We start from the raw sequence: 19,295 nt of genomic DNA on the forward strand, positions 1-19,295 counted from the left end.
CATTCTACCCTGCCGGACAGCGCTGCGTGCTCGTGAGTACCCTGGAAAGTACGCGCCTCGTGCCCCAATGAAGACGCCGCTGAGTGAGCAGCGGCGTCGGGGGCCATCCAAGTCAGCGTCGTGTCACGACTGCGGCGGCCTGGGTCGCTGGCCGATGTCCTCGGCACCCATGTCCTTATCGGCGTCGTCCATATTCAACGACACCGGGTTGCTGTCGAGCAGCCAACGGTTGGTGCCGCGAATCACGTCGAGGTTGAGCACGCCGGCCTGCTGGCGAAGCTGCAGCAGGTCGGTGACGTAGGTATAGCGGGCATCGGCATAGTCGGACATCGATTCGTAGAGCGACTGCTCGGCATCGAGCACGTCGACGATATTCCGCGTACCCACCTCGTAGCCGGCACGAGTTGCTTCGACCGCACTACGGCTGGAGACGATCGCCTCACGCTGCGCCTCGACCGACTCGACGTCGTTACCTACCCGGGTAAACAGCGAGCGAACCTGCTGAGTCGTATAGCGACGCTGATCCTCGAAATCGTATTGCGTCGCTTCCAGCGTGTAGGTGTTCTCGCGCACCGACGCGCTGGTGGAACCGCCGGAATAGATCGGCAGATTGGCCTGTACGCCGACCTGCAGGTCTTCGCCATGGCCGCGGGTGTAATCATTGTCGCTATCCGAATAGGAGTAATCCGCGAAAGCATCCAATGTCGGCAAATGGCCGGCCTGAGCGATATCCACACCCGATTTTGCCAGATCGACGGCCGCCTGCGCGTACTGGATCGACGGGCTACTGGCCATCGCCATATCGACCCATTCGCCACGCCGGGCCGGAGTCGGCGGCTGGATCGGCAGATCGTCGTCCAGCCGTTCGATGCTGTCGTACTGCCGTCCCGTCAGCCGCTCGAGCGTCTCGAAGCTGACCTGCAGATCGTTCTTGGCGGCAATACGTTGGGCACGCGCCGAATCGAAGGCGGCTTGCGCTTCGTTGACATCGGTAATCGCTACCAGGCCGACATTGAACTGCTCGTTGGCCTGTTCGCGCTGGCGCCCGATCGCTTTCTCCTGCGCCTGACGCGCTTCCAGCACTTCCTTGGCGCGTAGCGTCTCGAAGTAGGCTTCGGAGACATCATAAAGCAGTTGTTGCTGATCGATCTCCAGCTGCAGGGCCTGCTGGCCTACCTGCTTCTTGCTCTGCTGGTACTGATACCAGTTGCTCGCGTCGAACAGTGCCTGAGTGACGTTGACGCCCGCGCTGGTGCCGTTATAGCTGTCATCGGAGCGCGTACCGCTGATAGACCCACTGCCACTGCCGCCGCCACTGAACGTCGAGCTTTGTTCATCGAAGACCTTCTCGTGGTACACGCTTCCCGTTGCGCTGATCTGCGGCAGCAACGCGCCACGCGCCACGTCCTGGCCGGCTTCGGTGCTCTTGAACGTCGAGCGCGACGAGTTCAGCGTTGCCGAATGCGTCAGGGCATCCTGGGTGATGGTCAGTAGATCTGCTGCCTGGACCGCAGGGGCAAACGCCGCGACGACCAACAGCGATATGGCGTGTCGCAATTGAGAACGCGACGGCAACGAGATGAGAGGCGACATCGGGACATTTCCTATCGTTGAGCTCTGGCGATGATACCAAACCGACCGCGCGAGTCCTGCCGGCATGCGCAGGCAATCGAGATTGCCGGGCATCGCCCAGAGACCCAATCATGGCTGTTTTTCTGGCGGACTCGAGACGCCGATGGTCATCGACGTCATCCGGATCACACAACAAACGACCGAGGCGTCGGCAAACTCGCTGACGCCTCGGTTCGAGGTTTACATACAATGCCGCATGTATGCGATCGGATCAATAGCGGGACCGGCCTTCACCGGCATTTGCGCATTTGTTGCTGTCCGATCACCTACTACTCGAAGATCGAATCCATCGACAGGCCCTGCTTTTCCAGCATTCGGCGCAGCTTCTTGAGCGCCTCGACCTGGATCTGACGAACCCGCTCCCGGGTCAATCCGATCTCCTCGCCCACTTCCTCGAGCGTGGCGGCCTCATGCCCGCGCAGACCGAAACGGCGCAGCACTACTTCGCGCTGCTTGTCGCTGAGTTCCACCAGCCATTCGTCGACGTGCTGCTTGACGTCGTCATCGACCAGATTGGACTCCGGGCCGTCCTCGTTTTCGTCGGCGATGGTGTCGATCAGCGGCTTGTCGCTCTCGGCCCCCATCGGATAATCGACCGAGGAAACGCGCTCGTTGAGCCCGAGCATCCGCTTGACGGTGCCCACCGGCTTGTCGAGAAATTCGGCGATCTCTTCAGCGGTTGCCTCGTGATCCAGCTTCTGGGTCAACTCACGCGCCGCGCGCAAATAGACGTTGAGCTCCTTGACCACATGAATCGGCAGACGGATCGTTCGCGTCTGATTCATCAATGCCCGCTCAATGGTCTGACGAATCCACCAGGTGGCGTAGGTCGAAAAGCGAAAACCGCGCTCCGGATCGAATTTCTCGACGGCACGGATCAATCCCAGATTGCCCTCTTCGATCAGATCCAGCAGCGACAGTCCACGGTTTAGATAACGTCGAGCGATCTTGACCACCAGCCGCAGATTGGATTCGATCATGCGTTGACGGCCCGCCGGATCTCCTTTCTGAGCGAGCCGGCCGTAATGTACTTCCTCTTCGGGTGTCAGCAGCGGCGAAAAACCGATCTCGTTAAGATAGATCTGCGTCGCGTCGAGGCTGTGGTGGTAGGAATTTTCTTCACGGTTCAACGCCTTCTCGAAAGCGCTTTCATCATCCTTGCGACCCGTGTCGTCGTTATCGACTTCTGTGGCATCGACACCTTCGAGCTCAACATCCTGAATTTCCCGTTCAAGCATGCTCATGTCCACTACCCCCAATCTTGGCTACCTGAGTACCTCGCCATGGCAATCCTGCCGTATGGCGACCGCGTATTCCTTGCAGTTTTAAACCTTCCTTAGTTATTGATATCGGCCCATCTATTGGCTGGCCATACTACTGACTGGCCCTAATACTGAATGTCCCTATTACTGGCTGGTCCTGGCTGACTCTGTTATTGATCGGCCCTGTCTCGGTCCGGCATCTCGGCCCGCCTCGAGCCACCGAACTCATGCCTCGCATGATCTTGGCTTCGAACCTCAACCGTCTCGAATGGCACAGCCCTTGAATGACACAGCCCTTGAATGACACCGCCCTCGAACCGCGCTCGACGCCTTCCCGATAGGGAACTACGTCAAGTGCAGGGAATCGGATGCGTGCCATTCAGTGTGAGTTCAGCAGGCGACTCGCCAGGAGTCGCCAGCCATCCATGGCGCCGATGTCGTGATCAGCGCGCAGGCAGGTATTTGAGTGGGTCCTGAGGTTGTCCGTTCACGCGAACCTCGAAATGTAGCTCGACCTGGTCAGCATCCGTCTGGCCCATGGTGGCTATCGTCTCTCCGGTCTCGACGACATCGTTTTCCTTAACCTTCAACGAGTCGTTGTGCGCGTAGGCGCTCAAGAAGCGATCATTGTGCTTGAGGATGATGAGGTTGCCATATCCCCGCACACCGTCGCCGGCATACACCACAATCCCTGGCCCAGCCGCTTTAACAGGTTGCCCCTTTTGCCCGGCAATATCAATGCCGGGGGTTATGTTCGAATCTCCATCGAACTTACCCACCACCTGTCCACTCGTCGGCCACTGCCACGGCACGTTCTCGACCGGTTTGTAGGTTCTGTCGGAACGGTCCGGTGCTCCGCTGGGCTCGCCCGCCACCTCCGTGCCTGCGTCGTTGCCGGCAGCCGTTTTCGTGCTTCCCCGATTGATGGAAGCAGAAGAAGATGACGAACCGGTGTCAGCCGGCACAGCGGCAGAAGATTGCTGTGATCGACCACTCTGAGAAGCGCCGGCATTGCCGCCCGCGCTCGCCGCCGACGAACCTTGCTGAGAGGCGTTTTGGGACCCATTTTGCGCGACGGTTCGAGATTGGCCTTGGGAATCTCCTTGGCCACCTCCATTGGAACCGGTCGGCGGCGAAGACGATGCGACATTCGTTGCCTGACCGCTACTCGACGTCCCGCCCGAGCTGGGCGTCTCGCCATCCGAAGGCAACAGCCAGGAGGGATTGTCGCCCTCCGCCGCTGCGGATTGCGTCGAACCCGAGGCATCGAGCCCGGTTGCGGTCACGCCGCCACTGCTGGCCACCGTCTGCGCATTGCTGACACTGGCACCTGATTTCAGCTTCAACTGTTGCCCCGGTTCCAGACGATAAGGGGGCGAAATGCCGTTGAGCTGGGCCAGATCGCGGAAATCCACTCGATTCTGCCAGGCGATGCCGTAAATGGTGTCTCCGCCTTTGACCGTATAGGTCGAATTCGTCTCGCTGTTGCGGCTGACGGAAAGATCCTGCACCTGAGGCCGGCCGCTCGATGTCGTGCAGGCATTGAGCCCGATGACGACGACGGGGAGGAGCCCCAGTAACAGTGCAGTACGACGCTTACTCATAGAAAAATTCCTTTTTCGTCACGAAAAGCCGAGAGTGCCCACGAAAAAATCGAGAGTGATTGGCGAGACGCCTCATGTCGCGGCCTCCTTGCGCTCTCCCAGACACATTACCACCACGACGCCGAAGACGATCAACGCCGTCGCCACGATCCACTGAGAGGGCTGCCCGGTGATCGCGGCGTAATCCGACGGCGCCAGATACTGGTAGGCCAAGGCTATTTGCTGGCCGTCGCCGGCCATCCGGTAACTGGCGATCTGGCGCCAAGGCCATAGTTGAGGCAGCGAACCCAGAATAAAACCGACGATCGCCATCAGGGTGATCGCGTGATAACGCCGCAACAGCCACGACAGGAGTCGGGAAAAGGTGAAAAGGCCCAGTAGACAGCCCGCACCGAAGATCGCGATCAGTCCGAGATCGAAGCTCTTGATACCGTTCATCACCGTGCCGTAGAGCCCCATGACCAGCAGCAGGAAGCTGCCCGATACCCCCGGCAGCAGCATCGCGCTGATTGCGATGGCCCCGGCCACGAACAAGGTCGCACTACCTGCCTGGCTCATGTCGGGCAACAGATGCGGCAGGAATGCCGCCACCAGCAGCCCCAGCAGCACCGGTAGCAGATAGCGCCAGCGCCAGTGGCCCACCTGGCGCACCACCACCCAGGCCGAGGCCAACACCAGTCCGAAGAAGAAAGCGTTGAGCAAGAGCTCATGATGCGCCATCAACCAAGTCACCAGATGCGCGACCGTCACAAGACTGATGAGGATTCCCAGCACCAGCGGAATCAAAAAACGCAGATTGAGATGACTGACCAATCCGGCTAAGCCCTGCTGACGCCAGACGCCGAAAGCGCCCGGCCCGAAACGTTTGATGGTCTCGATCAGCTCCTCGTAGATACCCACGATCAAGGCGATGGTGCCACCCGAGACCCCTGGTACAGCATCCGCCGCACCCATGCCCATGCCTTTCAATACGGTCGACGCAATGCGCTTCAACGGATGACTCCCTCAAGCAATGGTACGAAACGCACCTCTTCGAGACGCTGATGATCGAATACCGGCCCGCGCCGGCGAACTCGGGTCAGCCACTGGCGGCCCTCGCTATCCGCCAGCGGCGCGATCAGTACGCCGCCGTCGCGCAGCTGAGACAGCAGCGGCGGTGGCAGCTCACTGGCGCAGGCCGTCAACAGGATGACATCGAACGGCGCTGCCTGGGGCCAGCCCATGGCGCCATCGGCATGGCGCAGGTTGACGTTGTGCGCGCCGAGTCGAACGAGACGTTGGCGGGCCCGGGACTGCAACGCCGCAATGCGTTCGACGCTCCAGACGCTCTTGACCAGACGCGACAGAATCAGCGTCTGGTAGCCAGATCCGGTGCCGATCTCCAGCACCCGCTGCGGCTCGGCCAGCGCCACCAGCTCGCTCATTCGGGCCACGATCCAGGGTTGAGACAGCGTCTGCCCCAGTCCCAGCGGCAACGAAGTGTCTTCGTAGGCACGATGCGCCAGCGCCTCGTCCAGAAACAGATGCCGCGGCTCCGCTGCCAGCACCTCCAGCACCCGGGCATGACGAATCCCCCCAGCCGCCAGACGTTCGACCATGCGATTGCGCGTTCGTTGCGACGTCATGCCGACGCCGTTCAATTCCTCAGACGTGTGACAGTCCATCCAGCCAGCCCTGTACATCGTTCAGCGTCTCGTGACGGGTCAGATCGGTATGCAGCGGCGTGATCGAGACGAAACCGGCCTCGATGGCCGCGAAATCGGTATCCGGACCATCGTCGGCATTTTCCGACACCGCGGCGATCCAGTAGCGGTCGCGCCCGCGCGGATCCTTGACGTGGATCGGCTGCGACGCCGGACCGCGATACCCCAGGCGAGTCACCCGGAATCCGCGAATTTCGCTCCAGGGAAGATCCGGCACGTTGACGTTGAGCAGACTGCGCGGCGGCAGCGACAGGTTTTCCGCCGCGCCCACCAGGCTGGCCGCGACGCGCCCGGCGGTGTCGAAGTGACGTTGACCGCAAAGGGAAATCGCGATTGCCGCCATGCCCAGATTGCGCCCTTCCATGGCTGCCGCCACCGTGCCGGAATAGAGCACGTCGTCACCCAGGTTGCCGCCGTGATTGATGCCGGAGATCACCAGGTCGGGCTTCTCTTCCCATACCCCGTTGACGCCGAGATAGACACAGTCCGCCGGCGTGCCGTCGACGCTGTAGAAACCGTCGTCGAGCGACGTCAACGCCAATGGCCGCGTCAGCGTCAGCGAGTTGCTGGCGCCGCTCATGTCGCGATCCGGTGCCACCACCCGCAGTCGGGTGTGGCCTTCAAGAGCTTGAGCCAACGCTCTCAACCCCGGGGCATGAACACCGTCGTCGTTGGACAACAACAGTCTGCGCATCTCCTATCCTCCTGATTGATCGTCAATGCGGCTTGTCCCGATCCAGACGACTGCCTCGAATCGACAGCTTTGGATGACAGTCCTGGACGACAGCTCTGAACCCCAGTCCTGGACGACAGCCTTGAACAACAGCCCTGCCATCAGATCAGCGTCGAATGCCGAAACAGCTCCCGCAGCACCGAGGTAGCAAACGCCCCTCGCGGCAGGGTAAATGAGAGCCACACCGAATCGTCCTGCGGGGTCCAGTCAGCGTCCTTGAGACGCAGTCGTAGCGGTCGCCTGTCATGACGCACGCCGGCTTGCACCAGCCCCTCGCTCAGCTCGGCAAAATCCGCCGCGATCGCCGTTTCTCGCTCGGCGACCTGGGCGGCGCTCTCCAGGCGCCCATCGCCCCAAAGCGGCCCGGTGGGATGTAGATCGCCGGCCTCGGCCCTGGCCAATAGGTCCTGATCGACTGTCGCGCTCGCGAAACGGCTGGCTGTGCCTTCCAGATTCAGCACATCGCCGGGCTGCGGAACGCACCAAGTGCCATCGGCGACACGAGCCGACAACACCGCATTGAAAAGATAGCTGCGCGCGGTAGAAAGCAGTAGCCCCTGGGGATCCTGGCGCTTGCGCCAGCCGCGAGCCAGCAGTTGCCGGGCGCGATGCAGGTTGCGGCCCTCGGGGCCGAAGCGCTGGGGGCCGAAATAATTGGGCACGCCGCCGCTCACCAATCGATGCCAGCGTTCACGCGTGGCACCTGACACGGCCGCCTCGCCGCTGATCCTTAAATGGAAGCGGTTGGCCCGGTGGACGCCACGTTTCAGTTTGCGCGGATGACGCACCGCTTCCAGGCAGGTCACGCCGCGCTCGGCCAGCCCGGCATCCCAATCGGCCGGCGGCTCGCGACCGGGCAAGGCCAGCGAGAACCATTGTCGCGTCACCGCATTGCGGTCCTTGAGGCCGCTATACCCCACATCCCGCACCGGAATATCGACCGCCCGCGCAAGCAGCCGCGCCAGATCCGGCGTGGTCAATCCGCGTTTTTCCAGCCACAGCCACCAGTGTTCGCCCTGCCCTTCCGGCGCGAAATCGAACTGCTCCTCGACCTGGAAGTCCTCCGCGCTTTGACGGTACTCCCCGGCAGCAGCCGGCAGGCCCGCGGCATGGTGCCAGTTCGGAGGCCAGTATTCCGTCGATGGCGGTATCGGCTCGTTCGAGGGAGGCTCGCGCTCACTCATTCAACCGCCGCCACTGAGGAGCCGCCGCTGATAAGTAATACGACCGCCTCGGCGGCAATGCCTTCGCCGCGTCCGGTAAAGCCGAGCCGTTCGGTCGTCGTCGCCTTGACGTTGACCGCGCCCAGCTCGACACCGATATCGGCGGCGATCGTCTCGCGCATGTGCGGAATCGACTCGGCCATGCGCGGCGCCTGCGCCATCAACGTGGCATCGAGATTGCCGATCCGATAGCCGGCATCGTTCACCAGTCCCACGACGTGGCGCAGCAGCGCCCGGCTGTCCGCCCCTTTCCAGGCCGGATCGGTATCCGGGAAATGACGGCCGATGTCGCCCAGTGCGCAGGCGCCCAGCAGCGCGTCACTGACCGCGTGCAACAGCACGTCGCCGTCGGAATGCGCGACGAAGCCATGCTCGAACGGCAGCCGGACGCCGCCGATCATCAGATGATCGCCCTCGCCGAAACGGTGGACATCGAAACCGTGACCGATTCTGAAACTCATGCTTCGACTCCTTGACCGGTAGCGGTCGACGCCGACTCTGCCGCCGGTTCCGACGCTGACTCTGTCTGGACCGCGAGAATCCGTGCCGCCATGGCGAGATCCTCGGGATGAGTAATCTTGAGATTGTCGCGACTGCCCGTCACCAGCCGAGGCGAAAGCCCCATGGCCTCGATCGCCGAGGCTTCGTCGGTCACTGCCATGCCGGTAGCCAACGCCGCATCGAGTGCCTGGCGCAGCAGATCGAAGCGGAAAACCTGAGGCGTCAGCGCGTGCCAGAGACCTTCACGGGGCTCGGTATGGCTGACGCGGCCACGCTCGTCCGCACGCTTCATGGTGTCGGCGGCCGGTGTCGCCAGCAGTGCGCCGATCGCCTCGTCCTCGAGCGCAGCGCGCAGGGCCTGCAGATCTTCGATCCTGACGCAGGGTCGTGCCGCATCGTGCACCAGCACCCAGTCATCTGCAGCCGCCTGTTCCTCCAGTGTCGCCAACGCCCGGGCTACCGTGTCGGCGCGCTCATCGCCACCACCGACACGCAGCCAATCCTCGAAGGGCACATCCCGGGGGTCGAAACGGTCGTCGTCGGGATCGAGGCAGAGCCGCAGGACGGCGTCGGGGAAGGCCTGGTGCAGGCGCTCGAGCGTGCGTGCCAGCACGCTTCTGCCCTGCAAAGAGAGATACTGTTTGGGCCGGTCGGCCTGCATGCGCTGGCCACGGCCGGCGGCGGGTACGATCAACCACAGGGTCATCGCTGCACTACCCCCGTACTGGCGGCCGGGCCATCCTTGGGATCAGCAACACCGGGCACCCAGAAGAACTGTTCGTCCTGGCGAACCATGCCGATGTCACTGCGTGCCCGCTCCTCGATGGCATCGAGACCGTTCTTGAGATCGACGACCTCGGCTGCGAGCCGGTCATTGCGGGCCTGAAGCGTGTCGGTATCACCTTCGAGAGCGTCGGCGCGCGCCTGGATGTCGTTGAATTCCCGAATACCGCCCTCGCCGAACCACAGCCGATACTGCATCAGCCCCAGCATGACAACCAATACCACAATGACCCATTTCCACATCGCCAAGGCTTCCGATCGGCACGATTCGTTCGTACGGTTGATTTCGCGCGGTTCAATTGACGCCATTCGTCTAGAACGGTCCGCTTCGAACCCGTCGTCGCGGGCACTGCGCCCTAGGCAGGGCAAAGCCGGCCGCTGTCGGCGCGCGGGCCATTATGCCATCATCGCCGCATGCGGCCCACCGCCACGACCGAATCCGGATCGAACACTCAGGTATCAACTGGCCATGTACAAGCTCGCGTTCTTCGTTCCCGAATCTCATCTGGAAAGCGTCAAGGACGCGGTCTTCGCCAGCGGTGCCGGGCGCTTCAAGAATTACGAGGCGTGCTGCTTTCAGACGCACGGGCAGGGCCAGTTTCGGCCTCTTCAAGGCGCTCGGCCGCATATCGGTGCGGTGGATACCCTGGAAATCGTCGAAGAGTATCGGGTCGAGCTTGTATGCGAGGATCTCCGGATACGCGCCGCGATCACGGCGCTGATCGAGGCCCACCCCTACGAAGAACCGGCCTACGACGTGTGGCCGTTGAGCGACCTGGATTCGCTGCCCCCGGGGTGACAAGGGTCGTCACTCCCTGACGATCGGGGGTAACTGCAAGGCGCCGCTCAAGCGGAGCCGAAGTAACGCTCCCTCTCCGCCTGGCCAATCTGGCTGAGATGCAATTCGAAGGTGCCCCGGCGTCGATCATCGAAGAAGTGCTTGAGGGTGCGCTCGATGGTCGGGAAAGCGAGCTCGTCCCAGGGAATCTGCGACTCCTCGAACAGCTCGACCTCGAGACTCTCCGGGCCGGCGGCGAAATCGCCGTCGAGATCGCCCAGGAAAATCATGTAGACCTGATTGATGTGCGGCAAGCTGATCAGGGTATACAGTGTCGGATCGGCGACGACGGCGCGGGCCTCCTCGCGCGTTTCACGCAGCGCCGCCTGCTCCACCGTCTCCGCGTTCTCCATGTAACCGGCCGGCAGCGTCCAGAACCCTTTGCGCGGTGCAATGGCCCGGCGGCAGAGCAGAATACGCTCGCCGGCGACCGGCAGCGTGCCGGCAACGATGCGTGGATTCTGATAATGGATGGTGCCGCAGGCGTCGCACAGGAACCGCGGACGGTCGTCGCCGTCGGGAATCGCGAAACGCACGGTATGCCCGCAGTGGCTACAGTAGTTCATAGAGATTCAAGTCCACAGGATCGCAAATTGAGAGAGCCTCGAGTTCCCGGGACCTCGCAGGAACCGCCAGCCATCGTCGATCGGTACGCTGACCAGTCTAGAGTCGAAAGCGCATGTTAGAGACACTCCGCGAACGCCTGCAAGCACATCGCCCCTGTCAATTGGATGACGCCTACCCCCAGGCGGCGGTACTTCTCCCCATCGTCGCTCGTCCCGAGCCTACGCTACTGTTCACCCAGCGCACGGCGCATCTTGCTCAGCATGCCGGTCAGGTCGCCTTTCCGGGAGGCAAGCGTGAGCCGGAGGATCGGGATCTGCTCGCCACGGCGCTACGGGAATCCCATGAGGAGATCGCTCTCGAGGCCGCCCAGGTCGATATCATCGGGCGCCTGAGTGATGTGATGTCGCTGCATGGCCTGCGGGTGACGCCGTTCGTCGGCCTGATCGCCCCGGACCTGCCACTGCAGGCCGAGCCGGGCGAGATCGCCGCGATCTTCGAGGTACCGCTGCGCTACTTCATCGAGGATCGCCGCAGTCATACCGATGTCATCCCGGTCGACGACCAACCCTGGTACGTTCCCAGCTACCCTTTCGAGAATCGCGTGATCTGGGGCCTGTCCGCGATAATGCTGGTGGAGCTGCTGGCCGTGGGCTTCGGCAGCGATATCGCCCTGGACCGCAAGCCCGCGCAAGGGGAGTTGCGCTATCACCCGCAGCGCCGCCGCCAGACCGACACGCACACCCCGCGCGACTCCCGTGCCGCCGGCAAGATAGCCAAGTGAGTTCTCGATGACGCCTATCACCGCGAATGACGCCCTTCACGACTTCTGGGACAGCGCGCAGCTACCCGCGTTGATCGATGGTCTGGTGGAACACGGCTGGTATGTCGGCGAGGGATTTCTGGACGTGACGCTGTGCCGGGAATTGCGGGAAGAGCTGGAGCGACTGCATCATCTGGCCGCGCTGCAGGATGCGGCCATCGGCCGTGGCGACGAGCGCACGCTGCGACGCGACATCCGAGGCGATGCGATCCACTGGCTGGATCGCGAGAGCCTGGCACAGCGACGCTATCTGGCGTTGATGGGCGAGCTCCAGCAGCAGATCAACGTCGCGCTCTACGCGGGGCTGTTCGAATTCGAGGCCCACTTCGCCCACTATCCGCCGGAAGCTTTCTATCGCAAGCACTACGACAGTTTCCGCGGCCGAGCCAACCGCATCATCTCGACGGTGCTCTACCTCAACCCGGACTGGCCCACCGACGGCGGTGGCGAAATGGCGCTCTACGACGAACATGACACCGAGCGCGAGGTGGCCCGCGTGCATCCCGAAGCCGGCACTTTCGCCTGCTTTCTCTCCGACCGCATTCCGCATGAAGTGCTGCCGACCCGGCTGCCTCGTATCAGCATCGCCGGCTGGTTCCGGCGCAATGCCTCGCTCGGTGGCGTGATCGACCCGGCTCGCTGAACCTCGTGCCCACCTGATCAGTCGATCGTCGACCGCTGCCGTCCGGCGGCTTCCGCTTCACGAACTTCCACGCCAGGCGTCACGGGTTCGCTCGTCCCCTCATCCGGCAGTGCCGTTTCCACATCCGGCACCACCTGCGAGAGGTCTTCCTGATGTTCGTGCTCGATCGCGCCCTGTACCAGCTCGTCGGTCACGCTGAGCTCGGCGCCCACCACCGACTGCTGCGGATTGGAGGTGAACGGTGCCACCGGCGTCGGTGCCGGACGCCGGCTACGCCGCCAGACGAAGAACGCCACCAGCACCGCACCCAACCCGGCCAGCGCCACGAACAGCCCCACATCGCCGACATGAATCATCAGCGGCGTGATCAGCGGCGGGCTGAGGGTCGCGCCCAGCGCATTGATCAGCAGCAGCCCCTGGCTCATTCGCACCAGCGCACCGGCCGGCGCGCGGTCGGCCGCGTGGCTCACCGCCACCGGGTAGAGCGCGAACACGCCTCCGCCGATCAGGAACAGCATGGCCGCCATCAGGCCGGGCAGATCCGGCAGCAGCATGACGCCGCCGCATAGCACTGCCAGCACCCCACCGATCAGAATCAGCACGATCTGACGGTCGTGGCGATCCGACCAGCGGCCGATCGGATACTGCAGCAGCATGCCGCCAAGAATCACGATCGCCATCATCTCGCCGATCTGCTGCACCTCGAAGCCGCTGCGCTGCAGATAGAGCGGCAGCAGGCTGTAGATCGCCGATACCGCCAGGCCCGAACCGAAACACCCCATGACGCCGGTCGGCGTCACGGTGATCAGTCGCCAGGGCGACAATGGCTCGGCGTGCTCGATCAGCGGCGAGACTCGCGGAATCATGCCCAGCGGCAGCACCGACAACGAGGCCAGCATGGCGATGACCATGAACGGCTGACTGGCACCGGCGTGATCCGCCACGCCCAGTAGTAGCTGTCCGATGACCCCGGCGCCGTAAAGCGCGATCATGTAGAGCGCCAGCAGCCGCCCGCGAACGCGAGTGTCGGCAGCGGTCAGCAGCCAGCTCTCGATCACCAGATAGACGCCCAGCGTCGCCCAGCCACCGATCAGGCGCAGCGTGAACCACAGCTCGGCGTTGAGCCACATGCCCTGCAGCAGCACGGTCACTGCAACCAGCGAGGCGAAGCAGGCGTACGCGCGAATGTGGCCGATCCGCAGCAACAGTCGATCGTTGAACAACGCCCCGATGGCCAGCCCGATGTAATAGGCAGCCGAGACCCAGCCGATGGTGGTGACGGACTCACCGGCCGCATCCAGCCGCAGGGTAATCAGCGAGGCCAGAAAACCGTTGCCGATACCCAGGATGAAAAGACCCAACAGCGGTGCCAGCGCCATGGAGAGCAACTGCCGAGACATAAGGCCACGGACCTCGAAAATACACAGCGAATAAGCTCGGCGATCGGCACTCGAGGCACCGCAGCCGAAGATTCCGTTCGAGTCATCGTAAGACCGACTCGAACGACCAGAAAGTGGAGTAGCGGCTCGCACGCGGGATCAGCAGAATCGACTCTTGCAGCAGAGGCGACGCCACGGGCGGGAGCGAGCGCACTATACGCCCGGCCCTACGCCAAAAGAAGCCAAAAAAACGCCTGAAAAAGGCTCTATTGCGCCGCTTTGGCGCATCGCCCCGCTCATCATTATCCGGCGTTATCCAAAGAGTGCGTTTGACCTACAAAATGCTATCGAAATGACGCTTCTTGAGGCACGACCGAAGAGCTAGGTGATGGTCGATGTGACGTACCCCGTGATGCCCCAAGGCGCCGCCAGCGGCTTTTTGTCACATAACGGCGTATGCTTGGCCATTAGCACGCTAATCCGCCTACTTTCCTCTTCCCCTGCCTCACGACCAGGTCACCATGCCCGCAGATGCTTCCGCCAGTCCCGACAGCCCCGTTTATCGCCAGCCCGGCTTCGCGCCGTTCCTCGCTTCCCGTCTTTGCGCAGTCTTCGCCATGCAGATCCAGGCGATCGTGGTGGCGTGGCAGGTCTACGACATCACCCACGACCCATTGACGCTGGGCTACGTGGGCCTGGCGCAGTTTCTGCCGATGGTCGTGCTGCTACTGCCGGCCGGTGATGTGGTCGATCGCTTCGACCGTAAACGCATCCTCCAGCTCAGCTGGGCCGCTCAGGCACTCTGCAGCGTAATGCTGATCCTGCTGTCGTTGAAACAACCCGATTCGCCGGTGCCCTTCTATGCGGTACTGGTGCTGTTCGGGGCCGCCCGGGCGTTCACCGGGCCGACGCTGCAAAGCCTGCTGCCCCAGATCGTTCCCCGTGACCAACTGGGCAAGGCGATCGCGGTCAACTCGTCGATCATGAAGATCGGTGTCATCGGCGGGCCGATGCTGGGCGGCCTCTTGTATGCCTTCGGCCCGACGCTGACCTACAGCGTCAACCTGGGCTGCTTTGTCGTCGCGCAACTGGCGCTGGCGGGCGTGCCGGTGCGCTATGCGTTCGAACGCATCAAGACCACCGACACCGCCTGGCAACGTTTCACCGCCGGCATCCACTACATCCGCAACAAACCGGTGATTCTCGGCGTCATCTCGCTGGACCTGTTCGCCGTGCTGTTCGGCGGCATCGTCGCGCTGCTGCCGGTCTACGCCCACGAAATTCTCCATGTCGGCCCGGAAGGGCTTGGCGCCTTGCGCAGCTCGATCGCCATCGGCGCCTTTCTGATGGGGCTCTATCTCGGCGTACGCGCGATCAAGCGCCACGCCGGGATGATCATGTTCGCGGCGGTGGCGGTGTTCGGCATCGCCAATCTGGTGTTCGCTCTTTCCCACTCGTTCTGGCTCTCGTTCGGCGCGCTACTGATCGCCGGCGCCGCCGACATGATCAGCGTCTACGTGCGCCTGACGCTGTTGCAGCTGGCCACGCCGGACGAGATGCGCGGCCGGGTCAACGCCGTCAACATGCTGTTCATCGGCGCCTCCAACGAGCTCGGCGAGTTCGAATCCGGCGTCACCGCCTCGTGGTTCGGCACCGTGCCCGCGGCGGTCACCGGCTCGGTGGGTACGCTGGCGATCGTCGGGCTATGGATGTGGAGCTTCCCGGTGCTGCGTCGCGCCGACCGGCTCGACGGCGTCGAGGAGGAACCGTTGGAGGCGCCGCGCGCGGAACCCGCCGGCAAGTCGATGTAACGCCAATGACGTTCGCCGGTGGCCAGGAGCAGAGAGCTGCCTGGTCATTTCCGGGTGGCAAGTTTGAAGCCCTGACAGTGGGTTAGCGTCATCTTTCTACCCTCGCCGACGTTTTAATGAGTGCCGACACATTCAAAAACTCGATAAGCTGCTAATACTTCGTAGCAAAAGAACCATTCTTGTCGCCTGCCCGGTACAACCCCGAAGCTAGCTGTGCGAAATCCAAGCTAGAGGCCAAGCGAGACCGCCCGATAACGAAGCGGTCCGCTTTTTCGTTTTCGGACCCCTTACGCAGGCGATAACTCCATGAACCGGCCCGCATTATCGTTTTCGATCGATGGCAATGTCGCCCTCGATTCGCCATCCTTCACGACGCAGCCGCAGTCGATCAGGCAGCAAGATACTTTTCAACGATCATCATCGACTGAGATCCATTGGCAGCGATTTTCGGTTGCCTATGACTACCCCGTCGCGTTTACCCGCGAAATCTTCTCCCCCGACAACTCGCTACTGGCCGACGCCATTTCACGCAAAGAGCCGGGCAAGAATCACCGCTGCCTGATTTACGTCGACGCCGGCATTGCCGCTACCTGGCCGGATCTCGAGTCCCGAATCAACGCCTACTTCGCTACCCATGCGAGTCAGATGACCCTGGTGACCGCACCGATTACCGTACCGGGTGGAGAAGCCATCAAGACCAACCGGGAGACGATCGACCAGGTGCTGGAAGATATCCAGCGCTTCGGTGTCGATCGACATGCCTACGTCATCGTAATCGGCGGCGGCGCAGTGCTGGATGCACTCGGACTCGCCGCGGCCATGGGCCATCGCGGTGTGCGATTGATTCGCCTGCCGACCACCGTGCTGTCGCAGAACGACAGCGGCGTCGGGGTCAAGAATGCCGTCAACTTCAAAGGCCACAAGAACTTTATCGGCACCTTCGCGCCGCCCTGGGCGGTGCTCAACGACTTCGACTTCCTGAGCACACTCTCACGACGGGACCGAATCGCCGGTATCTCCGAAGCGATCAAGGTGGCTTTGATTCGCGATGGCGCTTTCTTCGACTGGCTGGAAGCCAATGCCGATTCGTTGGCCGAGTTCGACCCGCGCACCGAAGAGATCATGATCCGGCGCAGTGCCGAACTGCACATGCAGCAGATCGGCCGCGGTGGCGACCCGTTCGAGCTGGGCTCGTCGCGCCCGCTGGATTACGGGCACTGGTCAGCGCACAAACTCGAGGCGTTGACCCACCACGGCATCAGCCACGGTGAAGCCGTCGCCATCGGCATCGCCCTCGATGCCCGTTATTCCGTATTGACGGGCCTGCTCCCCGTCGGTGCCGAGTGGCGCATCGTGTGGCTGTTAAAGCGCCTGGGTCTGCCGGTCTTCCATGCCCAGTTGCTGGAAATCGAAGACGATGGCCAGCCCGCCATACTGACGGGCCTCAGCGAATTCCAGGAACATCTCGGCGGTGAGCTGACGATCACGCTGCTGTCCGGCCTGGGTCGTGGGCATGACGTTCACGAGATCGATGAAACCACCATGACAGCCGCGATCGACTGGCTGCGAGAAGAGGCGAATAGCCATGCAGCTGCCTGATGATCTGGGTCAACTGACCTACTGTCTCAATATTCATCCGACCCAGACATGGGAAGCTGTGCGTGAAGCGCTGCTAGGGCCGGTGAAACGGGTGCGTGAAGCCGTCTCCCCCGAGGCGACCTTCGGCGTGGGGTTGCGCCTGTCGGCTCAGGCGCTGGAGGAGCTTCGCGCCCCCGATGCACGGGCCGAGCTCAAGGACATTCTCGCCCGGGAGAACTACCGCATAGTGACCATGAACGGATTCCCGTTCGGCCCCTTCCACGGCATCCCGGTCAAACAGAACGTCTATCAGCCCGACTGGAAGCAGCGCGCCCGGCTCGACTACACCTGCTGGCTGGCCGATCTGATGAGTGAACTCGGTGCCGCTGGCGACACCTTGAGCCTGAGCACCGTGCCCGGTACCTATAAGCCGCTGGCCGAGGGCGCGGAAGCGCAGATGGCGGACAATCTGCTCAAGGCGGCGGCTCACTGTGTCGAGCTCGCCCAGAAGACCCAGGTGACCATCGCTATTGCACTGGAGCCCGAGCCCCACTGCTTCCTGGAAACCATCGCGGAAACCGTTGCCTTCTTCCGCGACTGGCTCTATTCCGACGCTGCCGCAGTTCGCCTGAGCGAACTCAGTGGCTTGTCGCTCGACGAGGCGAAGCAGGCGCTGCCACGCCACCTCGGCGTCTGCTACGACGTCTGTCACGCCGCGGTCGAGTTCGAAGATCCAACCACCAGCATCGAAGCCCTGCGCATGGCAGGCATTCCCATCCACAAGCTGCAACTGAGCGCGGCGCTGCGGATTCCGCAATTCGATGCCACCAAACGCGAAGCGCTGGCGCCATTCTGCGAACGCACCTATCTACACCAGGTCGTGGTCGCCGCAGATGACGGGCTGGTGCGGTATGCGGACCTCCCCGAGGCTTTGGCTGACGACGCCCGCACCGATGGCGAGGAGTGGCGAGTGCACTTTCACGTGCCGATCTTCGTGGACGCCATTGCGCCGTTCGAGACCACGCAGTCGTTTCTCGCCGAGATTCTCGCTCTGCATCGTCAGCAGCCGATTTCCCAGCACCTGGAAGTGGAGACCTACACATGGCAGGTATTACCGGAGAACCTACGCACCGAGAGCGTGGAGACGGCGGTGGCGCGAGAGCTGACCTGGGTCAAACAGCAGCTGACTTGAGCGTGCCGATGTCAGAACCAGAGTCTTCCACGCTACGGAGTTCAAGGGTGCCCGGGCTCAACTCCAAGGTCTGGCTGGAGCTGGGCCGGGTTTCCAACCTGCCCACGGTCTGGAGCAACGCGCTGGCCGGCATCGTGTTGGCCGGCGCCGGGGCGGGCGCTCTATGGCACTCCCCCTCGGCTCTCGCTCTGCTTCTGGCTTTGACGCTGTTTTACCTCGGCGGGATGTACCTCAATGACGCTTGCGATGCCGAGATCGACGCGCGTGAGCGCGCCGATCGGCCTATCCCGCGGGGCGACATCGATCGTTTGATCGTCACGCTGCTGGGGGCCGGGATGCTCGCACTGGGTAGCCTGCTGCTGTTTCTGAGCGATCTCTCCGCCGGGGTGATGGGGCTTGCACTGGTCGCCGCGATCCTGAGCTACGACTGGTGGCACAAGCGGATCGGCTGGAGCCCGGTACTGATGGGGGCGTGCCGCCTGCTGACCTACCTGACGGCCGCTCTGGCTTTCACCAGCACGCTCAACGACATGGTCATCTGGGGCGCGCTCGGTCTCGCCTGTCATGTCGTCGGCCTGACCTATGCCGCTCGTCAGGAGGCCTACGACCGGCTGGGTGCCGCCTGGCCCCTCGGCGTATTGGCCGTACCCGTCGTCCTGATGCTGGCGACCATGCTGACCGGCCCTGAACCTTCGCTGCTCGCCCTGGCGCTGTGGCTGGGCTATCTGGCCTGGGGAGCACGCTGCCTGATGTGGCTGGTTCGCCGCGCGCCGGGAGACGTGCCCCGTGCCGTCGTGGGTCTGATCGCCGCCATCTCGCTCTATGATGCCACGCTGATGGCGGCCATGGGCGCTGATGGGATGGCTTTGCTGGGCGTGCTGGCATTCGTCGCGACCTTGGCGCTGCAGCGAGTAACTTCCGGCACTTGAACACTGGGAGAGGTAGCATTTGATCGACGACAACCTCTGAAACACAAAAAGCCGGGGCGGCATCGTGAAGGTGCCGCTCCGGCTTTCCTGCGTTTCT

At 62.8% G+C, this 19,295-nt stretch carries 19 protein-coding genes; 7 read left to right on the plus strand and 12 right to left on the minus strand.

From position 1 onward, the window contains the following. Window positions 1–123 precede the first annotated feature (123 nt). From DOM58_RS07130 to ftsB, 10 genes are all read right to left on the minus strand, one after another. Window positions 124–1,593 (minus strand): TolC family outer membrane protein, encoded by a 1,470-nt coding sequence (locus DOM58_RS07130; RefSeq protein WP_110692304.1) that lies wholly within the window; start codon window positions 1,591–1,593, stop codon window positions 124–126. A gap of 308 nt (window positions 1,594–1,901) precedes the next feature. Further along, complete coding sequence (rpoS, locus tag DOM58_RS07135; protein WP_075563342.1) at window positions 1,902–2,876, minus strand: RNA polymerase sigma factor RpoS; 975 nt, start codon at window positions 2,874–2,876, stop codon at window positions 1,902–1,904. A gap of 461 nt (window positions 2,877–3,337) precedes the next feature. Next, window positions 3,338–4,498, minus strand: a complete 1,161-nt coding sequence (locus DOM58_RS07140; RefSeq protein ID WP_110692305.1) for a peptidoglycan DD-metalloendopeptidase family protein — start codon at window positions 4,496–4,498, stop codon at window positions 3,338–3,340. A 72-nt stretch (window positions 4,499–4,570) separates the two neighbouring features. After that, window positions 4,571–5,491 (minus strand): DUF368 domain-containing protein, encoded by a 921-nt coding sequence (locus tag DOM58_RS07145; RefSeq protein ID WP_245392188.1) that lies wholly within the window; start codon window positions 5,489–5,491, stop codon window positions 4,571–4,573. Further along, complete coding sequence (locus DOM58_RS07150; RefSeq protein WP_245392189.1) at window positions 5,488–6,123, minus strand: protein-L-isoaspartate(D-aspartate) O-methyltransferase; 636 nt, start codon at window positions 6,121–6,123, stop codon at window positions 5,488–5,490. The genes DOM58_RS07145 and DOM58_RS07150 overlap by 4 nt, the downstream gene beginning before the upstream one ends. A 19-nt stretch (window positions 6,124–6,142) precedes the next feature. Then, a complete protein-coding gene (gene surE / locus DOM58_RS07155) occupies window positions 6,143–6,895 on the minus strand; it encodes a 5'/3'-nucleotidase SurE (RefSeq protein WP_075563346.1) in 753 nt (250 codons plus the stop codon). A gap of 140 nt (window positions 6,896–7,035) precedes the next feature. After that, the gene (gene truD, locus DOM58_RS07160; RefSeq protein WP_110692307.1) at window positions 7,036–8,118 is read right to left on the minus strand and encodes a tRNA pseudouridine(13) synthase TruD; all 1,083 of its coding nucleotides are present in this window, start codon (window positions 8,116–8,118) and stop codon (window positions 7,036–7,038) included. Beyond that, the gene (gene ispF / locus DOM58_RS07165) at window positions 8,115–8,618 is read right to left on the minus strand and encodes a 2-C-methyl-D-erythritol 2,4-cyclodiphosphate synthase (protein ID WP_110692308.1); all 504 of its coding nucleotides are present in this window, start codon (window positions 8,616–8,618) and stop codon (window positions 8,115–8,117) included. Before ispF ends, truD begins: the two co-directional genes overlap by 4 nt. After that, window positions 8,615–9,364 (minus strand): 2-C-methyl-D-erythritol 4-phosphate cytidylyltransferase, encoded by a 750-nt coding sequence (ispD, locus tag DOM58_RS07170; RefSeq protein ID WP_110692309.1) that lies wholly within the window; start codon window positions 9,362–9,364, stop codon window positions 8,615–8,617. The genes ispF and ispD overlap by 4 nt, the downstream gene beginning before the upstream one ends. Beyond that, a complete protein-coding gene (gene ftsB / locus DOM58_RS07175; protein WP_075563366.1) occupies window positions 9,361–9,684 on the minus strand; it encodes a cell division protein FtsB in 324 nt (107 codons plus the stop codon). Before ftsB ends, ispD begins: the two co-directional genes overlap by 4 nt. Window positions 9,685–9,910: 226 nt before the next feature. On the opposite strand from ftsB, the gene DOM58_RS07180 reads away from it, so the two are divergent. Beyond that, window positions 9,911–10,240: a YqfO family protein gene (locus DOM58_RS07180; RefSeq protein WP_075563734.1), complete on the plus strand. Its 330-nt coding sequence runs from the start codon at window positions 9,911–9,913 to the stop codon at window positions 10,238–10,240. A gap of 47 nt (window positions 10,241–10,287) precedes the next feature. Here DOM58_RS07180 and DOM58_RS07185 read toward each other — a convergent pair whose 3' ends face one another. Further along, window positions 10,288–10,845, minus strand: a complete 558-nt coding sequence (locus DOM58_RS07185) for an NUDIX hydrolase (protein ID WP_110692310.1) — start codon at window positions 10,843–10,845, stop codon at window positions 10,288–10,290. 113 nt (window positions 10,846–10,958) lie between these two features. Between DOM58_RS07185 and DOM58_RS07190 the strand changes: the two genes are divergently transcribed. Together DOM58_RS07190 and DOM58_RS07195 are read left to right on the plus strand one after the other, a co-directional pair. After that, window positions 10,959–11,627: a CoA pyrophosphatase gene (locus DOM58_RS07190; RefSeq protein WP_110692311.1), complete on the plus strand. Its 669-nt coding sequence runs from the start codon at window positions 10,959–10,961 to the stop codon at window positions 11,625–11,627. 7 nt (window positions 11,628–11,634) lie between these two features. After that, window positions 11,635–12,309: a 2OG-Fe(II) oxygenase gene (locus tag DOM58_RS07195; protein WP_110692312.1), complete on the plus strand. Its 675-nt coding sequence runs from the start codon at window positions 11,635–11,637 to the stop codon at window positions 12,307–12,309. Window positions 12,310–12,326: 17 nt separating this feature from the next. Here DOM58_RS07195 and DOM58_RS07200 read toward each other — a convergent pair whose 3' ends face one another. Further along, window positions 12,327–13,709 (minus strand): MFS transporter, encoded by a 1,383-nt coding sequence (locus DOM58_RS07200; protein ID WP_110692313.1) that lies wholly within the window; start codon window positions 13,707–13,709, stop codon window positions 12,327–12,329. Window positions 13,710–14,209: 500 nt separating this feature from the next. Here DOM58_RS07200 and DOM58_RS07205 point away from each other — a divergent pair, with 500 nt between their 5' ends. From DOM58_RS07205 to DOM58_RS07220, 4 genes are all read left to right on the plus strand, one after another. Next, complete coding sequence (locus tag DOM58_RS07205; RefSeq protein WP_110692314.1) at window positions 14,210–15,499, plus strand: MFS transporter; 1,290 nt, start codon at window positions 14,210–14,212, stop codon at window positions 15,497–15,499. Window positions 15,500–15,805: 306 nt separating this feature from the next. After that, on the plus strand, window positions 15,806–17,098 hold the full coding sequence (locus DOM58_RS07210; protein ID WP_110692315.1) for a 3-dehydroquinate synthase: 1,293 nt from the start codon (window positions 15,806–15,808) through the stop codon (window positions 17,096–17,098). Then, entirely contained in the window at window positions 17,085–18,269 is a 1,185-nt protein-coding gene (gene eboE / locus DOM58_RS07215; RefSeq protein ID WP_110692316.1) for a metabolite traffic protein EboE, read from the plus strand. The genes DOM58_RS07210 and eboE overlap by 14 nt, the downstream gene beginning before the upstream one ends. An 8-nt stretch (window positions 18,270–18,277) precedes the next feature. Next, complete coding sequence (locus DOM58_RS07220) at window positions 18,278–19,198, plus strand: UbiA family prenyltransferase (protein ID WP_110692317.1); 921 nt, start codon at window positions 18,278–18,280, stop codon at window positions 19,196–19,198. Window positions 19,199–19,295 lie beyond the last annotated feature (97 nt).

It is taken from the genome of Salinicola halophyticus, assembly GCF_003206695.1.
Taxonomy (GTDB): Bacteria; Pseudomonadota; Gammaproteobacteria; order Pseudomonadales; family Halomonadaceae; genus Salinicola; species Salinicola halophyticus.

Bases quoted from the DNA above. Each gene is read 5' to 3' on its own strand.
- DOM58_RS07130 (WP_110692304.1), bottom strand. From the start codon at position 1,593: ATGTCGCCTCTCATCTCGTTGCCGTCGCGTTCTCAATTGCGACACGCC.
- rpoS (WP_075563342.1), bottom strand. From the start codon at position 2,876: ATGAGCATGCTTGAACGGGAAATTCAGGATGTTGAGCTCGAAGGTGTC.
- DOM58_RS07140 (WP_110692305.1), bottom strand. From the start codon at position 4,498: ATGAGTAAGCGTCGTACTGCACTGTTACTGGGGCTCCTCCCCGTCGTC.
- DOM58_RS07150 (WP_245392189.1), bottom strand. From the start codon at position 6,123: ATGACGTCGCAACGAACGCGCAATCGCATGGTCGAACGTCTGGCGGCT.
- surE (WP_075563346.1), bottom strand. From the start codon at position 6,895: ATGCGCAGACTGTTGTTGTCCAACGACGACGGTGTTCATGCCCCGGGG.
- truD (WP_110692307.1), bottom strand. From the start codon at position 8,118: ATGAGTGAGCGCGAGCCTCCCTCGAACGAGCCGATACCGCCATCGACG.
- ispF (WP_110692308.1), bottom strand. From the start codon at position 8,618: ATGAGTTTCAGAATCGGTCACGGTTTCGATGTCCACCGTTTCGGCGAG.
- ispD (WP_110692309.1), bottom strand. From the start codon at position 9,364: ATGACCCTGTGGTTGATCGTACCCGCCGCCGGCCGTGGCCAGCGCATG.
- ftsB (WP_075563366.1), bottom strand. From the start codon at position 9,684: ATGTGGAAATGGGTCATTGTGGTATTGGTTGTCATGCTGGGGCTGATG.
- DOM58_RS07180 (WP_075563734.1), top strand. From the start codon at position 9,911: ATGTACAAGCTCGCGTTCTTCGTTCCCGAATCTCATCTGGAAAGCGTC.
- DOM58_RS07185 (WP_110692310.1), bottom strand. From the start codon at position 10,845: ATGAACTACTGTAGCCACTGCGGGCATACCGTGCGTTTCGCGATTCCC.
- DOM58_RS07190 (WP_110692311.1), top strand. From the start codon at position 10,959: ATGTTAGAGACACTCCGCGAACGCCTGCAAGCACATCGCCCCTGTCAA.
- DOM58_RS07195 (WP_110692312.1), top strand. From the start codon at position 11,635: ATGACGCCTATCACCGCGAATGACGCCCTTCACGACTTCTGGGACAGC.
- DOM58_RS07200 (WP_110692313.1), bottom strand. From the start codon at position 13,709: ATGTCTCGGCAGTTGCTCTCCATGGCGCTGGCACCGCTGTTGGGTCTT.
- DOM58_RS07205 (WP_110692314.1), top strand. From the start codon at position 14,210: ATGCCCGCAGATGCTTCCGCCAGTCCCGACAGCCCCGTTTATCGCCAG.
- DOM58_RS07210 (WP_110692315.1), top strand. From the start codon at position 15,806: ATGAACCGGCCCGCATTATCGTTTTCGATCGATGGCAATGTCGCCCTC.
- eboE (WP_110692316.1), top strand. From the start codon at position 17,085: ATGCAGCTGCCTGATGATCTGGGTCAACTGACCTACTGTCTCAATATT.
- DOM58_RS07220 (WP_110692317.1), top strand. From the start codon at position 18,278: ATGTCAGAACCAGAGTCTTCCACGCTACGGAGTTCAAGGGTGCCCGGG.